The organism is Chryseobacterium sp. KMC2 (assembly GCF_016756935.1).
Lineage (GTDB): Bacteria > Bacteroidota > Bacteroidia > Flavobacteriales > Weeksellaceae > Chryseobacterium > Chryseobacterium rhizosphaerae.
This window is the reverse complement of the sequence record NZ_JAESIT010000017.1, coordinates 1-20,654: the sequence shown is the minus strand read 5'-3', so window position 1 is coordinate 20,654 and position 20,654 is coordinate 1. Positions and strand designations below refer to the sequence as shown.

The following is a 20,654-nucleotide window of genomic DNA, read 5'->3' as shown; positions in this document are numbered from 1 at the left end:
CTTTAAACCACAAAAGACATAGAAGTTTTCGTTTGTTTCCGATCACTCATCTATTTTTAAGCCTTTTGTGGTTCATATTATTTTCTTGTTAGAAACTATATTTTGCTCCAATCTGAATCTGATACGGATTTCCTGATAAAGGAGCTAACCCACTGGTATTTTTAGCATATTCAAACTGTTTGGTAGTCTGGTTGAATCCGGTAATTCTATACAGAGACATATTTCCGTAAGACTTATTCACCCCCCATTCTTTATTAAGCAAGTTTGCGACATTGAAAATATCTACAGAAAGCTCAAATGCTCCCACTTTTTCAAATTTTATTTTCTTCGCAATACGTACGTCCCAAACTCCATAGAATCCATTTTTACCTCCGTTACGTTCTGCAATGTTATTATTATAGTCAGTAATATAATCTTTTAATGCCTTGCCTACTTCAGGATCACTCAAAAGAGGCTGGGTAAGATTCGGGAAGATATAAGCCAGATCATTGGAATCTACAAAGTCTCCATTGATATTTCCTCCTGCTGTTACAGAGAAACGTGTCCCTCCGATTCCTGAATATCTGATTCCTAATGTAAATCCTGCAATGGTAGGCGAGTTTCCATAAATAACTACTTTATTACGGAATTGGTTATCAGAATATGTCATTCTCAAATCTCTCGGATCACTTTGAACCATCGTAGACAGTGTTGCAGAGTTCGCTACGTTTCCGTTGTATGATGTGTTATCTTTGATATCAGACCAGGTATAACTTGCTGTAATTTCCCCATCTTTCCAATAACGGTAGCTGGTATCCACCACAAATGAGAACTGATTCACTTTACCGTCACTCACCAATTCCAATACTCTTCCGAAATTATTATTGATTCTTCCGGCCTTCCAGTCTATTTTTGCTCCGTCTATTGCTGAAGTAGGAACAAATACACCTCTTCCTCCTTCATTAGCCAATGTAAAATATGGGTTCTTTACCATATTTCTGTCATAATAGTAGTAATTATTTCTACCTAACGCCATGTAAGCGGCCAATCCTGCTCTGAATCTTTCATTAAAGAAGTGGGTATAGGAGATATTGGCTTTATAAACGATTGGAATTTTGGCATCTTTTCCTGTATAATTGATGGTTGGGATCTGATACTGCGCCAGGGAAGGAACACTAGCGTAGTCCGATCTGTAGCTGTTAAAGTCTGGAGTAAGGCCAATTGCTGAAGGATTTACATCTACCGTTGCCAGGTGCTTTCCGTCAAACACAAGGTTGTTGATGATCATATAATTATTGATGTCTGAAGAGAATATCCCGGCTCCGAATTTTAAGAAGTCTTTATTCTGTTCATTGATATTCCAGTCAAACTGGAATCTTGGCTGGATCACAAATGATTTGATTTTATTATCCGTTCTGATCCCCATTTCATCAAATAATTTTTGGTTGAATTCCGCTTTCGGATAACCACTGTAATCTAACCTCAAACCAGCCATCAAATCAAGACCTTTGGCTATTTTGGTCTGAAACTGCCCATAAACTCCGATATTCCAGATATTGGATCTTACAGAAGGGTCATCCATTAAAGGTACTTCCCTGTAGAATCTGTATGCATTAAGGGTTTCAAAATTGTAAAGGTTACTTGGGTTTTTAACATTATCTTCTCTGAAGTGGAATCTTCCGTTCACCTCACTTCCATATACAGATTTTGAAGTGGTATACATCAAATCTGCACCGAAGGTATATTTTACTTTATCGGTGTTGTAATATAAGTTATCAACAACCTGGAATACATTATTTCTAAAGCTTTCCTGAGCAAAACGGTGACCTCCGATCTGAATATTGGTGGCCCCTATTCCCGGAGAAACGATATTTTCAACAATAGCTCTTGGAACCGGCTTCCCTAATTCCGTATTCTGGTAACTGTCCTGGAATGTATAGAGATATTGAGCCTTCAACTCATTCGTTAAATTAGGCTTCAGATTTGATCTTAAGGTTAATAATAAACTGTTGTCAAGGTTTTTATCATTCCCGTAAGATTCAAAGAAGTTGATATTGGTATTATCTCCAAGTCCGTTTTTATTAAGGTCATAGGTGAAGTTGTTTCTTAACGTCAATAAGTGCTTTTCATTGATCTGCCAGTCTAAACGTAAAAATGCAGCATCTGAATTTCTCACTTTATCAAAGCTTCCGAACTGAGGAGTATTTCCTACCCCATATTTTGCTCTTGAAATATCCAGAAACTTATTTAGTGTTTCTGTAGTGGTATTAAATCTTTTCTCATCTTCCTGAGATCTGATATCTGCAATAATCAACGGTCTGGAATCCAGCTGGTGATCCCAAGCTACGAAGAAATGTAATTTATTTTTAATGACCGGTCCACCCAATGAAAAACCAAACTGAGAAGTAGAGAAATCATTCTGTCTCTTATTTCCTCTGATATCATATGGGCTGGAAAGCCAATTGGTTCTTAAGTATTCCCAGGCACTTCCTGAAAATTTGTTGGTTCCTGATTTCGTAACAGCACTTACTGTTCCACCACCACTCCTTCCCAACGTTACATCGTATTGGTTGGTGGTAATTTTAAATTCACGTACCGCTTCAATAGAAATGGAAAAAGGGGCACCACTTCGGCTGGTCGTAGAACCTGCAGAGGTCGGGTTTTTAGCTGTCATCCCATCAATAGTGAAATTGGTGGAAGAACCCAGCTGCCCGGATAAATTTCCTCCCTTTCCACTTAAAGGTGATAATTCTGTAAGGTTCGTGAAGTTTCTCCCGTTTACCGGAAGCATGCTTATATTCTTGGCAGAAATTGCTGTAGCTGCACCAAGGTTTCCTATTTTATTTTTAAGGTTTCCGGTAATCACTACTTCTTCTATACGCTTCTCTCCACCCATATCCATGTTTACAGTAACCTGATCTCCAAAGTTGACATTATAGCCTTCCTTTTTATCCTCGTTTACAATAACGGTGTATGGACCACCAAGAGGAATCTCTTTAAAGATATATTCTCCTTTTGAATTGGTTTCCGTTTCCGTTCTGAATCCTGTAGATTCATTAACGATCGTTACTTTCACTTTTTCCTGAACCGTACTTCCCGGCCCGGTTACTTTCCCTACAATAGAAGCCTGTGTAGTCTGTGCATACGCCAGTGTCCCAAACCCTAAAAACAATAATCCCAGTACAATCTTTACTTTTTTCATTACCTCAAATTAGATGTGCAAAGGTATTTTGACTTTGAGAGCCTTCTGTTTAAGAGAGTTTTAACATTTTTTTAATTAAATAGAAACGTTATGTTAATTTATTATAAACAACCAATTTATTCCATAGATAACCAGCCTGTTAAAAGGCATTACGTAATATTAACTTTCCTGTAATATTTAATTGTGTTATTTTCTAAATGGAATTAGTTTAGTTATTTTTGCTCAAAAGATAGAACCGCAATGTCCGAAAACATTCAACAAAAAATAGAACAGCTCCGCAAAGAGCTTCATCAGCATAATGAAAATTATTATCTTCTGGATACCCCTACCATTTCAGATTATGACTTCGATATGCTTCTTCAGCAGCTCCAGGAGCTGGAAGCAAAGCACCCTGAGTTTTATGATGAAAACTCCCCTTCTGTAAGAGTAGGTGGTGGAGTTACAAAGGTTTTTCCCACGATCCAGCATAAATTCAGAATGTATTCTCTGGATAATTCTTATGATTTTGATGATCTTGAAGATTGGGAGAAAAGAATTATTAAGACCATTAATGATCCTGTAGAGTTTGTTGCTGAATTAAAATATGACGGAGCCTCTATTTCCATTCTTTATGAAAACGGAAAACTGATGCAGGCAGTAACCCGCGGTGACGGTTTCCAGGGAGATGAAATTACTCCGAATGTCCGTACCATTTCAGATATTCCACTGACGTTGAAAGGCGATTTCCCTCCTCACTTCTTTATGCGTGGAGAAATTTACCTGACCAGAAAGAATTTCGATAAACTCAATAAACTGCGTGATGAGGAAGGACTTGATCCGTTTATGAACCCTAGAAATACAGCCAGCGGAAGTTTAAAAATGCAGGACAGTGCCGAAGTAAGAAAGCGTGGTTTATCTTCTGTACTCTATCAGTTCATCGCTGAAGATATTCCGGCAGAAACCCATTGGGAACTGCTCCAAAAAGCACAGGGCTGGGGATTCAAAACATCTCAGCAGGCTAAATTATGCACCACTCTTGATGAGGTAAAAGATTTTATCACTTTCTGGGATACGGAGCGTCATAACCTGCCTTTTGAAATTGACGGTATTGTTTTAAAAGTCAATTCTCTGCAGCAGCAAAGACAGCTTGGATATACTGCAAAGTCTCCCCGTTGGGCCATGGCCTATAAATTCAAGGCTGAAAAAGTGGAAACTGAGCTTCAAAGCGTTTCTTACCAGGTAGGAAGAACGGGTGCTATTACGCCGGTTGCCAATCTTAAACCTGTTTTACTGGCAGGAACTATTGTAAAGAGAGCTTCTCTTCACAATGAAGATATTATCAAAAAACTGGACCTTCATGAGCATGACTTTGTGTATGTAGAAAAAGGCGGTGAAATCATTCCGAAGATCGTTGCGGTAAATACTGAGAAAAGAACTGAAGAAAGTAAAGAAATAGAATATATCAAACATTGTCCGGAATGTGGTACTGAATTGGTAAAAATTGAAGATCAGGCGATCCATTTCTGCCCGAATGAACTTCACTGTCCTCCGCAGGTGGTAGGAAGAATGATCCACTATGTTTCCCGAAAAGCTTTAAATATTGAAAACCTGGGAAGTGAGACCATTGAACAGCTTTACAGAGAAAAGTTAATTGAAAACCCCGCTGATTTCTATGTTTTAACGAAAGAACAGCTTCTTCCCTTGGAAAGAATGGCAGAAAAATCAGCGCAGAATATCATCACAGGTGTTGAAAAATCCAAAGAAATACCTTTTGAAAAAGTATTATACGGAATAGGAATCAAACACGTAGGAGAAACAGTAGCCAAGAAACTGGTAAAGAATTTCACTACTATAGAAGATTTGAAAAATGCCAGTGTGGAAGAGCTTTGTCAGGTAGAAGATATCGGGGCTAAAATTGCTGTAAGCATTGTAGAGTTTTTCAAAAATTCTGAAAACATCCTGATGATAGAACGTTTAAAATCTTATGGTGTACAGCTTGAAAAAGGAGAAAGTACCAATGAGGTTCTGTCCAATGTGTTAGAAGGAAAAGCTTTCCTTTTCACCGGAAAACTATCTTTGTTTACCAGAGAACAGGCCGAAGAAATGGTGGAAAAACATGGTGGAAAAAATATTTCTGCCGTTTCTAAAAACCTAAACTTCCTGGTGGTAGGTGAAAAAGCAGGAAGCAAACTGAAAAAAGCACAGGATATAGGAACAATTACCATCCTGGATGAACAGGAGTTCCTTGATTTGATTGAGAAACAGTAAAAAATAGTAGCATAAAAAATAGTTAGAGCCGTGAATTTTCACGGCTTTTTTTGCACTACGCTCAAAGAATAAAATAACATATAAATCAATAATAAAAGTAAAAATTAAACTTTAAAACAATTAAATGTAATAAATTCAACAGTATACGTATTTAATAGTAAATATTTTTCATACATTTATAAAAACTAAAACATCACTAAACCATGAAAAACATTTACGTATTTGTGCTGTTCCTGGCACACTTATCTGTGAGTGCACAGATTGTCAATATTCCGGATCCTTATTTTAAAGCAAAACTTCTCTCCGCAAGCCCTTCCAATCAGATTGCTCAGGGTACCGGCAGTGGAAATGTTTCTATTGATACCAACAACGATGGAGAGATTCAGCTTTCCGAAGCAGCGGCTATCACTTCAATATCCATTTATAGCCCCAATGGAAGCCCTTTTCAGATTCAGTCTATAGAAGGGGTGAAATCCTTTGTCAATCTGAAATATCTTACCGTATCTGATTCCCCGGGTCTTCTTTCGGTAGATGTGAGCGGTATGCCAAAACTGGCGCTGGTCTCTTTTGATAACAATACATCAATGTCTGCTACCAATTTTTCAAACTGTAATCTTCTCAATAACATCAGTGTCAGAAATGCCAATATTGTAAATCTTGATATTTCTAACCTGCCTAATTTTGGTACTTTAGACTGTAAAGATGGAAAAGTGGAAACTATTAATTTCACAGGAAGTACCACGATACACACGCTTCTATGTTCCAATAATAACATCAGTTCTATTGATGTAAGTCCATTGGTCAATCTTGCAAGTCTACATATTTACCAAAATCTGCTCACTACTCTTAATCTGAACAACCTTACGAAACTTCAGACGCTCAACTGTAATGGTAACAATCTCACTTCATTGTCTTTACAGAACACTCCAAAACTTAAGTATATTGAAGCGATGAATAATAATCTATCCACTATAGATCTAAGCCAGGCTCCTGTCCTGGGCACCCTTTATCTTTCTTCCAATCAACTCACCAGTATTGATCTTTCTACCTCCCCGCAACTCCATATTCTTTCTTTGGGTAATAATCTTCTGACGACGATCGATATTTCACACAACCCTCTTTTGTCTTCTCCATCTCTCAACAATAACAATCTACAGACCATGTTTTTAAAAAACGGATTAAACGGTGGTAGTGGATACTATCCTAACAATCCCAATTTAAGTTATATCTGCTGCGATGAAGGGGAAATAACTTCTGTTCTCAATGCTAATACCCAATTTGGATACAACAATGTGGTCGTGAATTCTTACTGCTCTTTCACCCCGGGTGGTACCGTATATACCGTTAAAGGAAATACCAAATATGATATCAATGCCAATGGTTGTGACCCTACTGATCTTAATAAAGCATTCCAGAAATTTACGGTAACAGGAATCGGCAATGCAGGAAGTCTTATCTCTGATCACTCAGGAAACTACTCTATCCCGCTAAATTCAGGTCCAAAAACCATCACTCCAATCGTAGAAAATCCTACCTATTTCACTATTTCACCAGCAAGCTTAGCGGTTAATTTCCCTCTTCAGACCAGTCCACTGACCCAGAACTTCTGTATGTCAGCCAACGGCACTCATCCTGATCTTGAGGTGGTGATTGTTCCAGTACAGGCTGCAGTACCAGGATTTGATGCAGGATATAAAATTGTTTTTAAAAATAAAGGTACAACAGCACAATCAGGAACAATGGTTTTCAATTTTGATGATAACCTGATGAATTTCCTGAACGCGACCGTTACTCCTAATTCACAATCTACAGGAACCCTGACCTGGAATTTCACCAATCTGCTTCCATTTGAAACGAAAGAAATTAAAGCGGTATTCACCTTAAATACACCTACACAAACGCCACCATTAAACAATGGAGATGTTCTTCATTACACAGTACAGATCAACGGTGCTCCGGATGACACGCCTGCAGATAATAGTTTTACGCTGAACCAAAACGTAGTCAATTCATTTGACCCTAATGACAAAACATGTCTTGAAGGGCCTTCAATTACTCAAACTCAGGTAGGTGATTATGTACATTATCTGATCAGGTTTGAAAATATGGGAACAGCAAATGCCAGAAATATTGTAGTAAAAGATATCATTGATACTTCAAAATTTGATATCTCCAGCCTGATTCCGATTACAGGAAGCCACAACTTTACCACAAGAATAACCCAACCTAATATTGTTGAATTTATCTTTGAAAATATCCAGCTACCTTTTGACGATCTGAACAATGACGGATATGTTTCATTTAAAATTAAAACAAAATCTACATTGACAGCAGGGGAAAATTTCAGTAATACAGCCAATATTTATTTTGATTATAATCATCCGATTATTACCAATACCTACACAACAGCTGTTGAAAATAAGAATACGCTGGCAACAAACGAAGTAAAAGGGAAGAATACAACCCTAAACATTTACCCAAATCCGGTAAAAGAAGTCTTATCTATTCAGTCCAAAGATGAAGTTATCAAAGCTGAAATCTATGATACAGCCGGAAGAATTATGCTTTCTATGGGAGTGAAAGGAAATTCAGTAAATCTCTCAGAGCTTCCTAAAGGAAACTATATGATTAAAATATATACCAAAGGGCAAACATTCGTTCAGAAATTAATCAAAGACTAATGAAGACTTACCTCTATAAAAATAAAAGCTGCGAAATTACTTTCGCAGCCTTTGTATTTTAATATATCATTTTATTTGAAAACAAGAACGCTGTAAGGGCCATTCTGATTTTCTTTAGGCAAAATAAACCTGATGTTCTGTTTACCTTTCTGATAATCAACATAAGGTTCTTTGGTAATAATTTTCCCTTTTCCAGTCTCTTTATAACCAGCATTTAATACAGCTGAAAGGTATTTATGATAATCTCTCTGTTCCGGAAATTCACATTCTATCCTGTCCTGAGATTTGTCTTTAGTATATACAAATTTTCCTATTTTAAATGTATGATCAGGGCTTTCATATTCATTCAGGGTGAAATCTGAACTTTCCGTTTTGTCATTAAAGCTGAAATTGATCTTCTTCATTTCATTTTTAAATTCAGGCATACCAAGCTTATTGAATTCTGCAATTTTTTCTAATGTGAAAGCCTGAGCAGTTACCTGAATACCTAGTACGATAAAAAACAGCAATGTTAATAGAGATAGAGTTTTTTTCATTGTATGATAAAAGTTTATAAGTTTAAAAGAATAGTCTTCAAGTTTTTGATAAAGTTATGAATTTTTCTTTAATACGTTTTGGAAAAGTATAATTTGTTCCTGATTGAGATTCTTCAAATAAATTTTACGTTCTCCATTGATAAGATAACCAGGATAAGATACAAGTTCTACAGAATGTTTACTGATATAAAATTCTCTTAAAATGGTTGGCCTTTTGGTATTCCTTTTATCAGAATTAGAAAATATCAGGTTAATAAAACGGGTAGGAATACAATAAAAAGTCTTGGGAAATAAAAATATTGAATTGGAGTTGATTAATATATCAAAACTACACCATTCGTATTTTTTCCGCAGAAAGCCATTTTTAGTAACAATTGTCCCACTAATACTCCGTACGACTTTTGAGTTTGGCTGCTGGTATCTTGTAATCATTTTCTTTTTTTGAATAGAAAAGAAAATTCCTGAAAGAATAGCAAATACTAAAGAAGCCAGGAAAAAGTAAAAAAATAAGTCGGTAAACATATGAATTAAAAGACTGAATTTGTTTATATAGTTTCTGAATAAAGATTATTTATTATCCATTATTTCTCCAATCTCCAATTATCTAATACAAGACTAATAATAGGATCATTCCACATTTCAAAACTTTGCAACTGAGGTTTTACAGGTATAATTGAGGTTTTAATCCATCTGGTATCACCAACAATATACATCATCGCATCATACATTAGACTGATATTAAATGGGTTTTTCACCTGAAGTAGCATCCCGTTATTTTTTCTTTCTTCAGTATTTTGTGAAAAATCTATTTCTATAGTTTTTTCAGGATTTATATTGTCTTTAACCACTTTCATGGTTTCAATCTTCCCATTTTTCACTTCTGCTTCTATAAACAAATGTTCACCTGGATAAATCTGCAAAATATCGTCCTTTACAAAATATGGCGATTTTTTGATCTCCTGTTGGTAGAATCTAACAGAATCCACCTTGAGCTTCAATGTAAATGCATCTCTATATTCACTTTGCCCAAAGTAAAAATTAACCACAACACATGAAATTAAAATAATTATTTTCTTAATATTCATACCTTTCATTAATATCACCTTTACAATACCTTTATTGAGATTCAAAACGTAAAGCTGAATATTATATTGTATATTTTAAGAAACAGGCAGTCTGAAATAAAATGTACTTCCATTATTCGGGGAGCTGTTTACTCCAATTTCTCCATTTTGTTTTTCAATAAAATTCTTTGAGATGGCCAATCCAAGTCCTGTTCCGTTCTGATGTTCACCCGGAACCTGGAAATAACGGTCAAAGATCTGACGGTGGTATTTTTCATCAATACCACTTCCCGTATCAGTAATACTGAACTGAATAAAGGAATCCACTTTTTCTACCAAAATCTTTATATTTTCATCCTGAAACGAGTGTTTCACAGCATTGGTAAGGAAGTTATTCATTACCCAAACCGTTTTATCAAAATCCGCAGCAACAAAATCTGTGTCTTCCAGAAGATATTCCGTATTCACTGAAATATTTTTCTGCTCTGCCAGTTTTTCTACATTTTTCACCGCCGACTGTACAATCTCTTTAGGAGAGCATTTTTCAACAGTCAAACGGATATTTCCGGATTCAACCTGTGAAAGATTAAGCAGCTCACTGGTAATATCCAATAAGCGCTGCCCATCTTCATTGATACTTTTCAGCAATTCTTTCTGCTGGTCATTCAGCTCTCCGAATTTCTGATTTCCAAGCAACTGTACGCCCATTTTTATAGCAGAAATAGGAGTTTTCAGTTCATGAGAAATGGTAGCTATAAAATTCGTTTTAGCAAAATCAAGTTCTTTAAAAGGGGTAATATTTCTCAGCAAAATAACCTTTCCAATATATTTTTTTTCCTTTTCTCCAGTTTTTACAATGTTGATAGGGACAATATCCTGTTCAAAATAATTCTCTTTATTATCACGAACGATCTTCATCGGTTCTTTTACCGGATGGTCAATATTTTTTAATAATTCACGGATCAAATCATTGTTTACAGCAACTTCATGAGCTGTTTTGCCTATAATCTCGTCTTTATTGAGATTGGTAATTTTCAACGCTTCGTCATTAATCATGTAGATAAAATGGTTTTCATCCAGCCCGATAACAGCATCATGCATGTTGTTCACCAGTGTTTCAATCCTCTTCTTATCCATCAGCTGCTTGGAGAGTGTACTGCTTTCATATTCCTGAAGCTTTTCAGCCATGATGTTAAATGATTCCGCCAGGCTGTTGAACTCTTCACTTCCTTTGAAATGCACCCTTTCATTATAATTTTTATCAGCAATCTGTCTGATACTGAATGTCAGCTGATTAATGGGTTCTGCAATCGTTTGTGGTAAATTAAAAAGCAAAATAAAGGCAATCAGGAAGCATACCGTTCCTAAACTAACAATCCAGAAAGTAGCATTACCGGCAGTAATGATGGCGATATCGCTTTTTCTTTCAATGCCTTTCATATTTAAAGACATAATCTTAGCGAGATCTTCACGGATCAGTTTTTCTTTACTGTATGAAGGTTCTTTCAGATAACTGTTAAAATGCAAATTCAGGTTCTGAGTAGCTTCTTTTTCTCCGAATTCCGTGAGGTTTTTTTCCTGTAACTGGTTATTTTTCTGAAAATCGGCAATAGCAACAGCACTGTCAATGCTTATATGATCCAAAGCCAGGAGCATATTTTTCGAAAACTCCAGACTGTTATAATTGGCTGTAAGGATTTTCTCCGTATCAGATTTCAGTTTATTGATATATACAGACCCTATCACTGAAAGAAGAACGATCAGGAAAAATAAAAGGCCTACGCCTAAGGTAAGTTTAGTTTTAAGTTTCATTACTTTTTTAAGATAAAATAATAATATCTATCTGCCTTTCATTCAATCTGTTCATCAGGGTATAGATCCAGCTATATCCCAACAGGCGCTGCCAAAATCTGGCATGAGGCTTTCCGATACAGACAGTTGTTATATTATGGGCAATTACATACTCCAGAATTCCATTATGTACACTGCCTTCTTTGATCCGGACCACTTTTGCTCCCAATTCCTGTGCTAAATTAAAATTATTAATCAAATACCGCTGTTTATCCAGGGCTATTTTTTCAGGATTTTCTGAGGGCTTCTGAATATATATGACAGTCCACGGACTATTATAATAGCTCGCCAATCTGGCTGTTTTTCTAATGATCGTTTTAGCAATCTTTTCATTACTGCTGATACAGGCCAGAAATTTTATAGGTTTAAAGTTTTCAGTCTTTATTTCAGTCTCTACTTTTCTTTCAACGTGAGTGGCCACTTCTTTTAAAGCCAGTTCACGAAGCTGTAAAATATGCCCGCTCTGAAAGAAATTATTCAAGGCAGTCTGAATTTTTTCCTTTTTATAGATCTTCCCTTCTTTCAGCCGGGTCAGTAATTCATCAGCGGTAAGGTCTATGTTTACCACTTCATCTGCAATAGCAAGAATTTTATCCGGTACACGTTCCGTAACTTCTACTCCTGTAATTACTTTTACTTCCTCATTCAGACTTTCAATATGCTGAATATTCATGGCACTGATCACATTGATCCCGTTATCCAAAATCTCAAGGACATCCTGCCATCTCTTTTTATTTTTGGACCCTTCTACATTGGTATGCGCCAATTCGTCCACCAAAACAACTTCAGGATGTTCGTTGATAATAGCCTGAACATCCATTTCTTCCAGGTTTTTGCCTTTATAAAAAACTGATTTTCTGGCAATTTCCGGGAGCCCTTCCACCAAAGCCACTGTTTCTTCCCGATCATGCGTTTCTATATAGCCGATCTTTACGTCAATGCCGTTCCGTAAAAGGGACTGAGCTTCCTGAAGCATCCGGAAAGTTTTTCCTACGCCTGCACTCATCCCGATATAGATCTTGAATTTTCCTTTTCGGGATTTCTGGATCAGTTCTAAAAAATGTTTTGCTGATGACATTGATTCCTGCTTTTACAGTATTAAGTTATTATAATTTTTATTAAACCACAAAAGAGACAAAAGCTTTTCTTATCTCTCTCTTATCGTAAGCTTATGGCTTAAGAGATTCTCTGAATGTTTAAACAATTTGTCATTCCGAAGAGATTCACCCTCTTAATTTCAAAGGATACAAGGTCATATTATGATTGATTTTATGTGCCTTGTCAGGATTCCTATAGAATGACAAATTGAATCGATAAAATTTTCAAAAACGCTCTCCTTTTTGTAGTGAGTTCATTTTTAATTCATACCTTCTAAAACCAGGCTGCCAGGCTCGTTGTCACAAAGAAATTCCCTTGTTTCATTTCACCGTTTTTTACAAAAACAGCATCTTTAGAGGTAAAGCCTCTGGCTTCAGTACGGAAAATCACATTCTTTAAGATCGCATAGTCTAGATTCAGGGAGTATCCAAAAGTCTGAAATCCATTGGGGGTCCCTGAATTAATAATCACTCCTTTTTTATCATTATAATATTCAAATCTTCCGGCTAAGGCCCATTTTTGATCTAGTTGATATTTCATCTGTACATTAGGGCTGTACCAGATATTATATTGCTCACTTCCTTTGGTTTTCTGCTCGGCCCCGATATCAAAACCCAGTAATGCTGAAAACTGATCCGTGAGTTGAAAGCTTCCAAACAAATCATGAAAATAACGCATTTTTTTATCCTCTTTTGCCTTATCATTTCCAATGAACGAACTGCTGTTCAAAGTAATTTTGTCATTAGGTTTATAGGTCACCTGATGTCCAAAAGAAATACTCTGATTTCCCTCTGCTTTTGCAATGCGTTGCCATCCATTCAGTACCAATCCACTTAAAAACCATTTTCCGTTATCTGAAGTATAGGAAAGTTTGGCTCCGGTCTCAAAATAAGGAGAATTCTCTGCGGCAAGACTTCTTGTCAAATTGATATTATCTTTTCCTATTGCACTTTCCCAACCGATATGGGAAGGCATAATTCCGGCATCAATCCATAGGTTTTTATTCTTTGATATTTTGATTCCTATATTCGCTTCATTCACATAGCGCAGCGCGTCCTGTTCGGCAGCCATATTATCCTGGGCATAAGTTCCTGCCATTAACGCTACATTAGCACGAAGATTCTCACTTTGATAATTTGCTTTTATGAGTCCCAGATTCAGATTTACTTCATTATGTCTGTTGTATGAGTACAAAAAATTTTGGCGAAGATGATTCCCCGGTTCATTAGCATCGTAGGTGTAGAAAAGCTCTGCATAAGCAGAAAAGGTAACCTTATTTCCTATTTTTAGTGAATCCGAAGATTGTGCTTTTGGGAAGAAAACGCCCAACAACATTCCTATAGCAATATATTTTTTCACGTTATTGTCTAATTATTTTAATTGATCTAAAGCCATATTCAGCTTTAATACATTTACTTTTGATGGTCCGAAAAGTCCTAAGAGAGGCTTTTCAGTTTGAGTTTTAATTAAATCAGTGATCTTCTCTTCTGGAAGATTTCTTAGTTTAGCAATTCTTTTCACCTGGTATAAGGCCCCTTCCGGAGAGATATCAGGATCCAATCCGCTTCCGCTTGCTGTAGCCAGCTCTACAGGAACTTTAGTATTCTTCATTGCCGGATTATCAAGCTTTAAAGTATCCATTCTCTTCTGTACAGTTTCCAGATATTCTTCATTGCTCGGACCTTTATTGCTTCCTCCGCTTCCTGCTGCATTATAGTTCACGCTGGAAGGGCGTCCCTGAAAGTATTGATCAGATTTAAATTCCTGGCCAATATTTGCATAGAATTTCTGTCCTTTATAGGTAATAATCTCCGCATTTCCCTGGGTAGGTAATATTTTTGAACCTCCGTACACAATTACTAAATAGATTCCCACCACAGCCAGCATTACAAGAGTCAGTCTGAATGCTGAAATAATATGATTTTTCATTTTTTAAATTTTAATAGAATAAACTGATCAGTACATCAATGATTTTGATTCCAATAAACGGAACAATGACACCGCCTAACCCATAGATCAAAAGATTTCTTCTTAATAAGGCACTTGCTCCAATAGGTTTGTAAGCTACCCCTTTTAAAGCTAATGGAATAAGGAAAGGAATGATCACAGCATTGAAAATAACGGCTGATAAAATGGCTGTTTCCGGGCTATGAAGGTTCATGATATTCAATTTCTGCAATGAAGGGATAAACGTGATAAACAGGGCTGGAATAATGGCAAAGTACTTCGCAACATCGTTAGCAATACTGAAAGTTGTCAGTGTTCCACGGGTCATCAAAAGCTGTTTTCCAATCTCTACAATTTCAATCAGTTTTGTGGGGTCATTATCGAGGTCTACCATATTACCGGCTTCTTTTGCGGCTTGGGTTCCACTGTTCATTGCCACCCCTACATCTGCCTGAGCTAATGCGGGAGCGTCATTTGTTCCATCGCCCATCATGGCTACCAGTTTGCCTTCCTGCTGTTCTTTTTTGATGTAGTTCATCTTATCTTCAGGCTTGGCTTCGGCAATAAAATCATCCACACCCGCTTTTTCTGCAATAAATTTTGCGGTTAAAGGGTTATCTCCGGTTACCATCACTGTTTTTACTCCCATTTTTCGCAGCCTTTGAAAACGCTCCTGAATTCCGGTTTTAATAATATCCTGAAGTTCAATTACTCCCCATACTTTTTCATTGATTGCTACTACTAATGGAGTTCCTCCGTTTTCAGCAATTTTGGTAACAGCATCCTGTGTTTCCTGCGGGAAGATATTCCCGGCTTTTTCAGTCAGTTTTTTTATAGTGTCGTAAGCTCCTTTTCTGATCCTTGTGTCTTCAAAATCGATTCCTGAAGTTCTTGTTTCAGCCGTAAAATCAATATAAGTAGGATTGGGAACTAATAAATCTTCTGATTTTAGCTGGCTTAATTCAATAATAGACTTTCCTTCCGGTGTTTCATCTGCTACAGAGCTCAATGCCGAAGCTTTAATAAAGTCTTCCTCCTTAATTCCGTTTGACGGATGGAAATGAGTGGCTTTTCTGTTTCCAATCGTGATTGTTCCTGTTTTATCAAGCAACAGAACGTCAATATCACCTGCTGTTTCTACCGCTTTACCACTCTTGGTGATAACATTGGCCCTCAATGCTCTGTCCATTCCGGCAATACCAATGGCAGAAAGCAGTCCTCCGATGGTTGTCGGAATAAGGCAAACGAAAAGAGAGATGAATGCTGCTATTGTTATCGGCGTCTGCGCATAATCAGCAAAAGGTTTTAAAGTAAGGGTAACAATAATAAATGTAAGAGTAAACCCGGCTAAAAGTATGGTTAATGCGATTTCGTTAGGTGTTTTTTGTCTTGAAGCCCCTTCTACAAGAGCAATCATCTTATCCAAAAATGATTCTCCCGGTTTTGTGGTTACTTTTACCTTTATTCTGTCTGATAATACTTTTGTTCCTCCTGTTACAGAGCTTTTATCTCCACCGGCTTCACGGATTACGGGAGCACTTTCTCCGGTAATTGCAGATTCGTCAATGGTTGCCAATCCTTCAATGATCTCTCCGTCCATTGGGATCTGATCTCCTGTTTCACAAAGGAAAATATCACCTAATTTCATTTCAGCAGACATTTTCAATGTAGTTTCCACCTGAAATCCGGGTTTATTGTCAACCACTAATTTGGCAGGTGTTTCTTCACGGGTTTTTCTAAGTGTATCAGCCTGTGCCTTTCCCCTTGCTTCTGCAATTGCTTCTGCAAAATTGGCGAACAGAACTGTAAAAAATAATATAATAAAAACTAAAAAGTTATAAGAGAAGCTTCCCTGTGATGTATCACCAGTCAGGCTAAACATGCTTACGATAAACATGACAACGGTTCCGATCTCCACCAGAAACATGACCGGATTTTTAAACATAATTTTCGGATTCAGCTTTACGAAAGACTGCTTAATCGCCTCGTTAACCAAATCTCTTTGAAACAATGTTTGTGATTGATTTTTCATTTTTTTGAAAGAGTTTATATCATTATAAATCAATACTAACCATCAAGGGCAGCTAAAACTATAAGGAAGAAAATGGATAATATTATGTGATGAACGTTTCAGTAAGTTTTTAGACTAACTTCCTCAGACGCTTCAGCTTCCTTAATGGCAGAATATTGATTTTAATTTTTAATGTTCATATTTTATTTAGAGAAGTACTGAATCTGCTCTGCAATAGGACCTAATGTCAATGCAGGGAAGAAAGACAATGCTGCAATAAGCAGGATAACTGCCAGAGTCATAAAGCCAAAAGTAGCGGTATCCGTTTTCAGTGTTCCTGAACTTTCAGGGATGAATTTTTTCTGAGCCAATAATCCGGCTATGGCTATCGGTCCTATGATTGGGATAAACCTTGATAGCAGCAGAACAATTCCTGTGGAAATATTCCACCATGGGGTATTGTCTCCCAGCCCTTCAAATCCGGATCCGTTGTTAGCAGAAGACGAGGTAAATTCGTAAAGCATTTCGCTGAATCCATGAAAGCCCGGATTATTCAATGTTTTTGCTCCAAATTCAGGCAGATAAGCCGTTAAAGCCGTTCCCACAAGAATTAAGAATGGGTGAAATAAAGCTACGATCATTGCAATCTTCATTTCTTTAGCTTCAATCTTTTTCCCCATAAATTCCGGCGTTCGTCCTACCATCAGACCACTGATAAATACTGCAAGGATGATAAAGATGAAATAATTCAGAATACCAACTCCACAACCTCCATAGAAACAGTTGATCATCATGGCAAGCAATTCATTCATTCCCGAAAGCGGCATGGTGCTGTCATGCATAGAGTTTACAGAACCTGTTGAAATAACAGTGGTAGCAATACTCCAATATCCAGACGCAGCGCTCCCAAAGCGGATTTCCTTACCTTCCATGGCTCCCCGACTACTGTCTGCACCCATCTCTGTAATCAGCGGATTTCCACCTGTTTCATTAATCACATTTGGAATGGTTAGCGCAAGAAATCCAACAGTCATTACGGTAAAGATCACCCATGAAAGTTTTCTTTTTTTCAAGTAAAAGCCTAATGCAAAAACCAATGCAAACGGAATGATCATTTGAGTAACCATTTCTGTCATATTGGTCATATAATTAGGATTTTCCAGAGGATGAGCTGAATTGGCTCCAAAAAAACCACCTCCATTGGTTCCCAAATGCTTAATAGCAACAAACGCGGCTACAGGACCTCTTGAAACATCAATTTTTTGACCTTCTAAAGTTGTAATATGGTCTTTCCCTTCAAAAGTCATCGGACTTCCGTTAATGGAAAGTATTAAAGCAACAATTACACTTATGGGAACCAGGATCCTGATCATCGATTTGGTAAAATAATCATAGAAATTTCCCAGTTCGGTAGCTGTTTTATCTTTAAAAGCTTTAAAAAGGACTGCCATTGCTGCCATTCCCGTTGCTGCTGTTACAAACTGTAAAAACATAAGATAGAGCTGGCTTAAATAACTTACTCCCGTTTCCCCCGAATAATGCTGCAGATTACAATTAACTAAAAATGAAATAGCTGTATTAAAAGCCAGATCTGCAGTCATATTGGGATTCCCATCCGGGTTTAAAGGAAGCCAGGACTGATTCAGAAGGATTAAAAATCCAATGATGAACCAAACCAGATTAATTGTCAGCATGGCATACATATTCTGTTTCCAGCTCATCTGACGAGTCGGGTTAATTCCCGATATTTTATAAATTAACTTTTCGATCGGCTGAAAAACAGGATCTAAAAAAGTTTTCTTATATCCATAGACATTAGCTATATATTTACCCAAAAATATTCCGATAACTAATGTAATAGCAAACATTGCTATAATGCCTAAAATTTCTGTATTCATGACCATTTAAAATTTTTCAGGTTTCACTAAAACATAACAGATGTACACAAAGGCAAGTATTGAAAGGAAAAATAAACTCCACATAATTTTATATTCTATCAAAAAATTCAACTGATTTATATAAAAGCCAAAACAGGACTGCACAAAGCAGGACCAAACTTATCAACATCATATCTTTATTATTAAGGTTAAAATAGTCAGCAATACGTACGATACAATCAGCAGACTAAAAGTAGAGTGCTCCCGTTTTTTAAACGTTTTTCTTGAAATTGTCATTTTTTAAATATTTTATTCATAGACTATATGCCAAAAGGAATTCCATTCTAAAAAACAAAGACTTAAATAATTGTATTACAGCACAATACACCAATTCAACAAACGGTATAAAAACAAAAAAGCCTATCAAAATGATAGGCTCTTTATTAAAATGATAAAATAATTTATTTTAATCCGTACTCTTCCAGTTTACGGTATAAGGTGGCAATACCAATCTCCAGCAACCTGGCAGCTTCAGCTTTATTTCCTTTTGTATACTGCAGTACTTTCTGTATATGTATTTTTTCCAGGGATCTTATGCTCAGGGAGTCACTTTCAGCCACTGCTTTCTCTGAATAGTGAGGAAGGCTTTCAGCATCAAGAATATTATTATCCATAAGAATCAGGCTCCGCTCTACAGCATTTCTCAATTCACGGATGTTCCCCTTCCAGTCATTTTTTTCCAGTGCTTTGTAGTAATCCGGATTCACCTGAATAGATGATAAATGCAGCTTATCCGAAAATAAATTAATAAAATATTTAGCCAGCATTTTTAAGTCTTCTTTCCGCTCTCTTAAAGCTGGAAGCGTAATTTCAAAAACATTCAGTCTAAAATAGAGGTCTTCTCTGAAGTTGCCTTGCTTTATTTCTTCTTCGAGGTTTCTGTTAGTTGCTGCTACAAGCCTAAAATCAGATCTTGAAAGCTTAGTTTCTCCCATTTTTATGAATTCTTTGGTTTCCAGTACCCTAAGCAGTTTTGCCTGAAGCTCAATGGGCATTTCCCCAATTTCATCCAGAAACAAAGTCCCTCCGTTGGCTTCTTCAATTAAACCTTTTTTATCCCTTAATGCCCCTGTAAAAGCGCCTTGTTTATGTCCAAAAAGTTCACTTTCCAAGATATCCTTACTGAATGCAGAGCAATTGATCGCCACAAAATTATTTTTCTTTCTGTCGCTTCCTTCATGAATGGCATTGGCAAAAACCTCTTTCCCAGTCCCGGTTTCCCCTGTTAAAAGTACGGCAGCATCGGTTAAAGCAACTTTTTCAGCCAGTTTTTTAGCCTGTAAAATGATAGGAGAATGCCCAATAATTTGTTCAAACCCCTTTATGGTACCAGTCTGCTGAACAACTTTCGATCTGTTATCTTTTACTTTTTCCAGCGCCTTATATACCAATGGAATAATCTTCTCATTATCATCCCCTTTTACCAGGTAATCATAAGCGCCATTCTTCATGGCCTGTACAGCATCTGTAATATTTCCAAATGCTGTCATTAAAATAATTTCAAGGTTGGGATACTTTGTCTTTATTGATTTTATCAGCTCAACCCCAAAGGCATCAGGAAGGCGGACATCGCTTAAAACGACATCAAAATCATACTGCTCCAACATTGTCATCGCTGACCGTGCCGTAGAAGCTTCTTTTACGTTAAAATTTTCTTGGGAAAGGATCATACCTAATAACTTAAGGAGTTTGATCTCATCATCGATAATCAGAATATTTCCTGACATTATAATTGTATTTGGAAAACTGATACAAACTTATTGAATTTATTCGAGTAAAATCCACTTATATCGGGAAATTTCTTTCTATAGATGGTCATTAGGGGAATCTTAGTATTCGTTAAGAGTTAGGAGTTGAGAATTATGATTTATCAATAGTGACTGCTTGACTCCTGGTTGTAAAGTCAGTTTATCCAGAATATGGATATTCAATAGGGACGGGCTTTAGCCCGTTCTTATAAAAATACCAAACCACCCATCGGCTTTAGCCCAAACATAAACCCGTATAATTATCTTGCATACGTTGCCATTCTTAAGTTTGGGCTAAAGCCCTATTGGAAAATCATTTTTAGTAAATGGGCTTTAGCCCATTTCTATTGAAT

At 36.7% G+C, this 20,654-nt stretch carries 12 protein-coding genes; 2 read left to right on the top strand and 10 right to left on the bottom strand.

Features of this window, described 5'->3' with window-relative positions:
- Positions 1 to 88 precede the first annotated feature (88 nt).
- Complete coding sequence (locus tag JML65_RS17880; protein ID WP_047487228.1) at positions 89 to 3,181, bottom strand: TonB-dependent receptor; 3,093 nt, start codon at positions 3,179 to 3,181, stop codon at positions 89 to 91.
- Between the two features lie 240 nt (positions 3,182 to 3,421).
- Between JML65_RS17880 and ligA the strand changes: the two genes are divergently transcribed.
- Together ligA and JML65_RS17870 are read left to right on the top strand one after the other, a co-directional pair.
- Positions 3,422 to 5,428, top strand: coding sequence for an NAD-dependent DNA ligase LigA (gene ligA / locus JML65_RS17875; RefSeq protein ID WP_115918642.1), 2,007 nt, complete (start codon positions 3,422 to 3,424; stop codon positions 5,426 to 5,428).
- Positions 5,429 to 5,631: 203 nt separating this feature from the next.
- A complete protein-coding gene (locus JML65_RS17870) occupies positions 5,632 to 8,109 on the top strand; it encodes a T9SS type A sorting domain-containing protein (protein WP_202271616.1) in 2,478 nt (825 codons plus the stop codon).
- A gap of 71 nt (positions 8,110 to 8,180) precedes the next feature.
- On the opposite strand, the gene JML65_RS17865 is transcribed toward JML65_RS17870, so the two are convergent.
- From JML65_RS17865 to JML65_RS17825, 9 genes are all read right to left on the bottom strand, one after another.
- On the bottom strand, positions 8,181 to 8,645 hold the full coding sequence (locus tag JML65_RS17865; protein ID WP_202271615.1) for a hypothetical protein: 465 nt from the start codon (positions 8,643 to 8,645) through the stop codon (positions 8,181 to 8,183).
- 581 nt (positions 8,646 to 9,226) lie between these two features.
- Positions 9,227 to 9,730, bottom strand: coding sequence for a hypothetical protein (locus tag JML65_RS17860; RefSeq protein ID WP_202271614.1), 504 nt, complete (start codon positions 9,728 to 9,730; stop codon positions 9,227 to 9,229).
- A 75-nt stretch (positions 9,731 to 9,805) separates the two neighbouring features.
- A complete protein-coding gene (locus JML65_RS17855; RefSeq protein WP_084086289.1) occupies positions 9,806 to 11,521 on the bottom strand; it encodes an ATP-binding protein in 1,716 nt (571 codons plus the stop codon).
- Between the two features lie 7 nt (positions 11,522 to 11,528).
- The gene (locus JML65_RS17850) at positions 11,529 to 12,638 is read right to left on the bottom strand and encodes a histidine kinase (RefSeq protein ID WP_047487215.1); all 1,110 of its coding nucleotides are present in this window, start codon (positions 12,636 to 12,638) and stop codon (positions 11,529 to 11,531) included.
- 293 nt (positions 12,639 to 12,931) lie between these two features.
- The gene (locus JML65_RS17845; protein WP_237390932.1) at positions 12,932 to 13,993 is read right to left on the bottom strand and encodes a porin; all 1,062 of its coding nucleotides are present in this window, start codon (positions 13,991 to 13,993) and stop codon (positions 12,932 to 12,934) included.
- 36 nt (positions 13,994 to 14,029) lie between these two features.
- Positions 14,030 to 14,587: a potassium-transporting ATPase subunit KdpC gene (kdpC, locus tag JML65_RS17840; protein WP_047487212.1), complete on the bottom strand. Its 558-nt coding sequence runs from the start codon at positions 14,585 to 14,587 to the stop codon at positions 14,030 to 14,032.
- Between the two features lie 10 nt (positions 14,588 to 14,597).
- On the bottom strand, positions 14,598 to 16,637 hold the full coding sequence (kdpB, locus tag JML65_RS17835) for a potassium-transporting ATPase subunit KdpB (protein ID WP_047487209.1): 2,040 nt from the start codon (positions 16,635 to 16,637) through the stop codon (positions 14,598 to 14,600).
- Between the two features lie 182 nt (positions 16,638 to 16,819).
- The gene (gene kdpA, locus JML65_RS17830; protein ID WP_047487871.1) at positions 16,820 to 18,514 is read right to left on the bottom strand and encodes a potassium-transporting ATPase subunit KdpA; all 1,695 of its coding nucleotides are present in this window, start codon (positions 18,512 to 18,514) and stop codon (positions 16,820 to 16,822) included.
- Positions 18,515 to 18,954: 440 nt separating this feature from the next.
- Positions 18,955 to 20,280 carry a sigma-54-dependent transcriptional regulator gene (locus JML65_RS17825; RefSeq protein WP_084086295.1) on the bottom strand — a complete coding sequence of 442 codons (1,326 nt, stop codon included), beginning with the start codon at positions 20,278 to 20,280 and terminating at the stop codon, positions 18,955 to 18,957.
- Positions 20,281 to 20,654 lie beyond the last annotated feature (374 nt).

Excerpts from the sequence above, each read along its gene's own strand:
- kdpB (WP_047487209.1), bottom strand. The coding sequence starts at position 16,637 with ATGAAAAATCAATCACAAACATTGTTTCAAAGAGATTTGGTTAACGAG.
- JML65_RS17825 (WP_084086295.1), bottom strand. The coding sequence starts at position 20,280 with ATGTCAGGAAATATTCTGATTATCGATGATGAGATCAAACTCCTTAAG.
- JML65_RS17860 (WP_202271614.1), bottom strand. The coding sequence starts at position 9,730 with ATGAATATTAAGAAAATAATTATTTTAATTTCATGTGTTGTGGTTAAT.
- JML65_RS17855 (WP_084086289.1), bottom strand. The coding sequence starts at position 11,521 with ATGAAACTTAAAACTAAACTTACCTTAGGCGTAGGCCTTTTATTTTTC.
- kdpA (WP_047487871.1), bottom strand. The coding sequence starts at position 18,514 with ATGAATACAGAAATTTTAGGCATTATAGCAATGTTTGCTATTACATTA.
- JML65_RS17880 (WP_047487228.1), bottom strand. The coding sequence starts at position 3,181 with ATGAAAAAAGTAAAGATTGTACTGGGATTATTGTTTTTAGGGTTTGGG.
- JML65_RS17845 (WP_237390932.1), bottom strand. The coding sequence starts at position 13,993 with ATGTTGTTGGGCGTTTTCTTCCCAAAAGCACAATCTTCGGATTCACTA.
- kdpC (WP_047487212.1), bottom strand. The coding sequence starts at position 14,587 with ATGAAAAATCATATTATTTCAGCATTCAGACTGACTCTTGTAATGCTG.
- ligA (WP_115918642.1), top strand. The coding sequence starts at position 3,422 with ATGTCCGAAAACATTCAACAAAAAATAGAACAGCTCCGCAAAGAGCTT.
- JML65_RS17850 (WP_047487215.1), bottom strand. The coding sequence starts at position 12,638 with ATGTCATCAGCAAAACATTTTTTAGAACTGATCCAGAAATCCCGAAAA.
- JML65_RS17865 (WP_202271615.1), bottom strand. The coding sequence starts at position 8,645 with ATGAAAAAAACTCTATCTCTATTAACATTGCTGTTTTTTATCGTACTA.
- JML65_RS17870 (WP_202271616.1), top strand. The coding sequence starts at position 5,632 with ATGAAAAACATTTACGTATTTGTGCTGTTCCTGGCACACTTATCTGTG.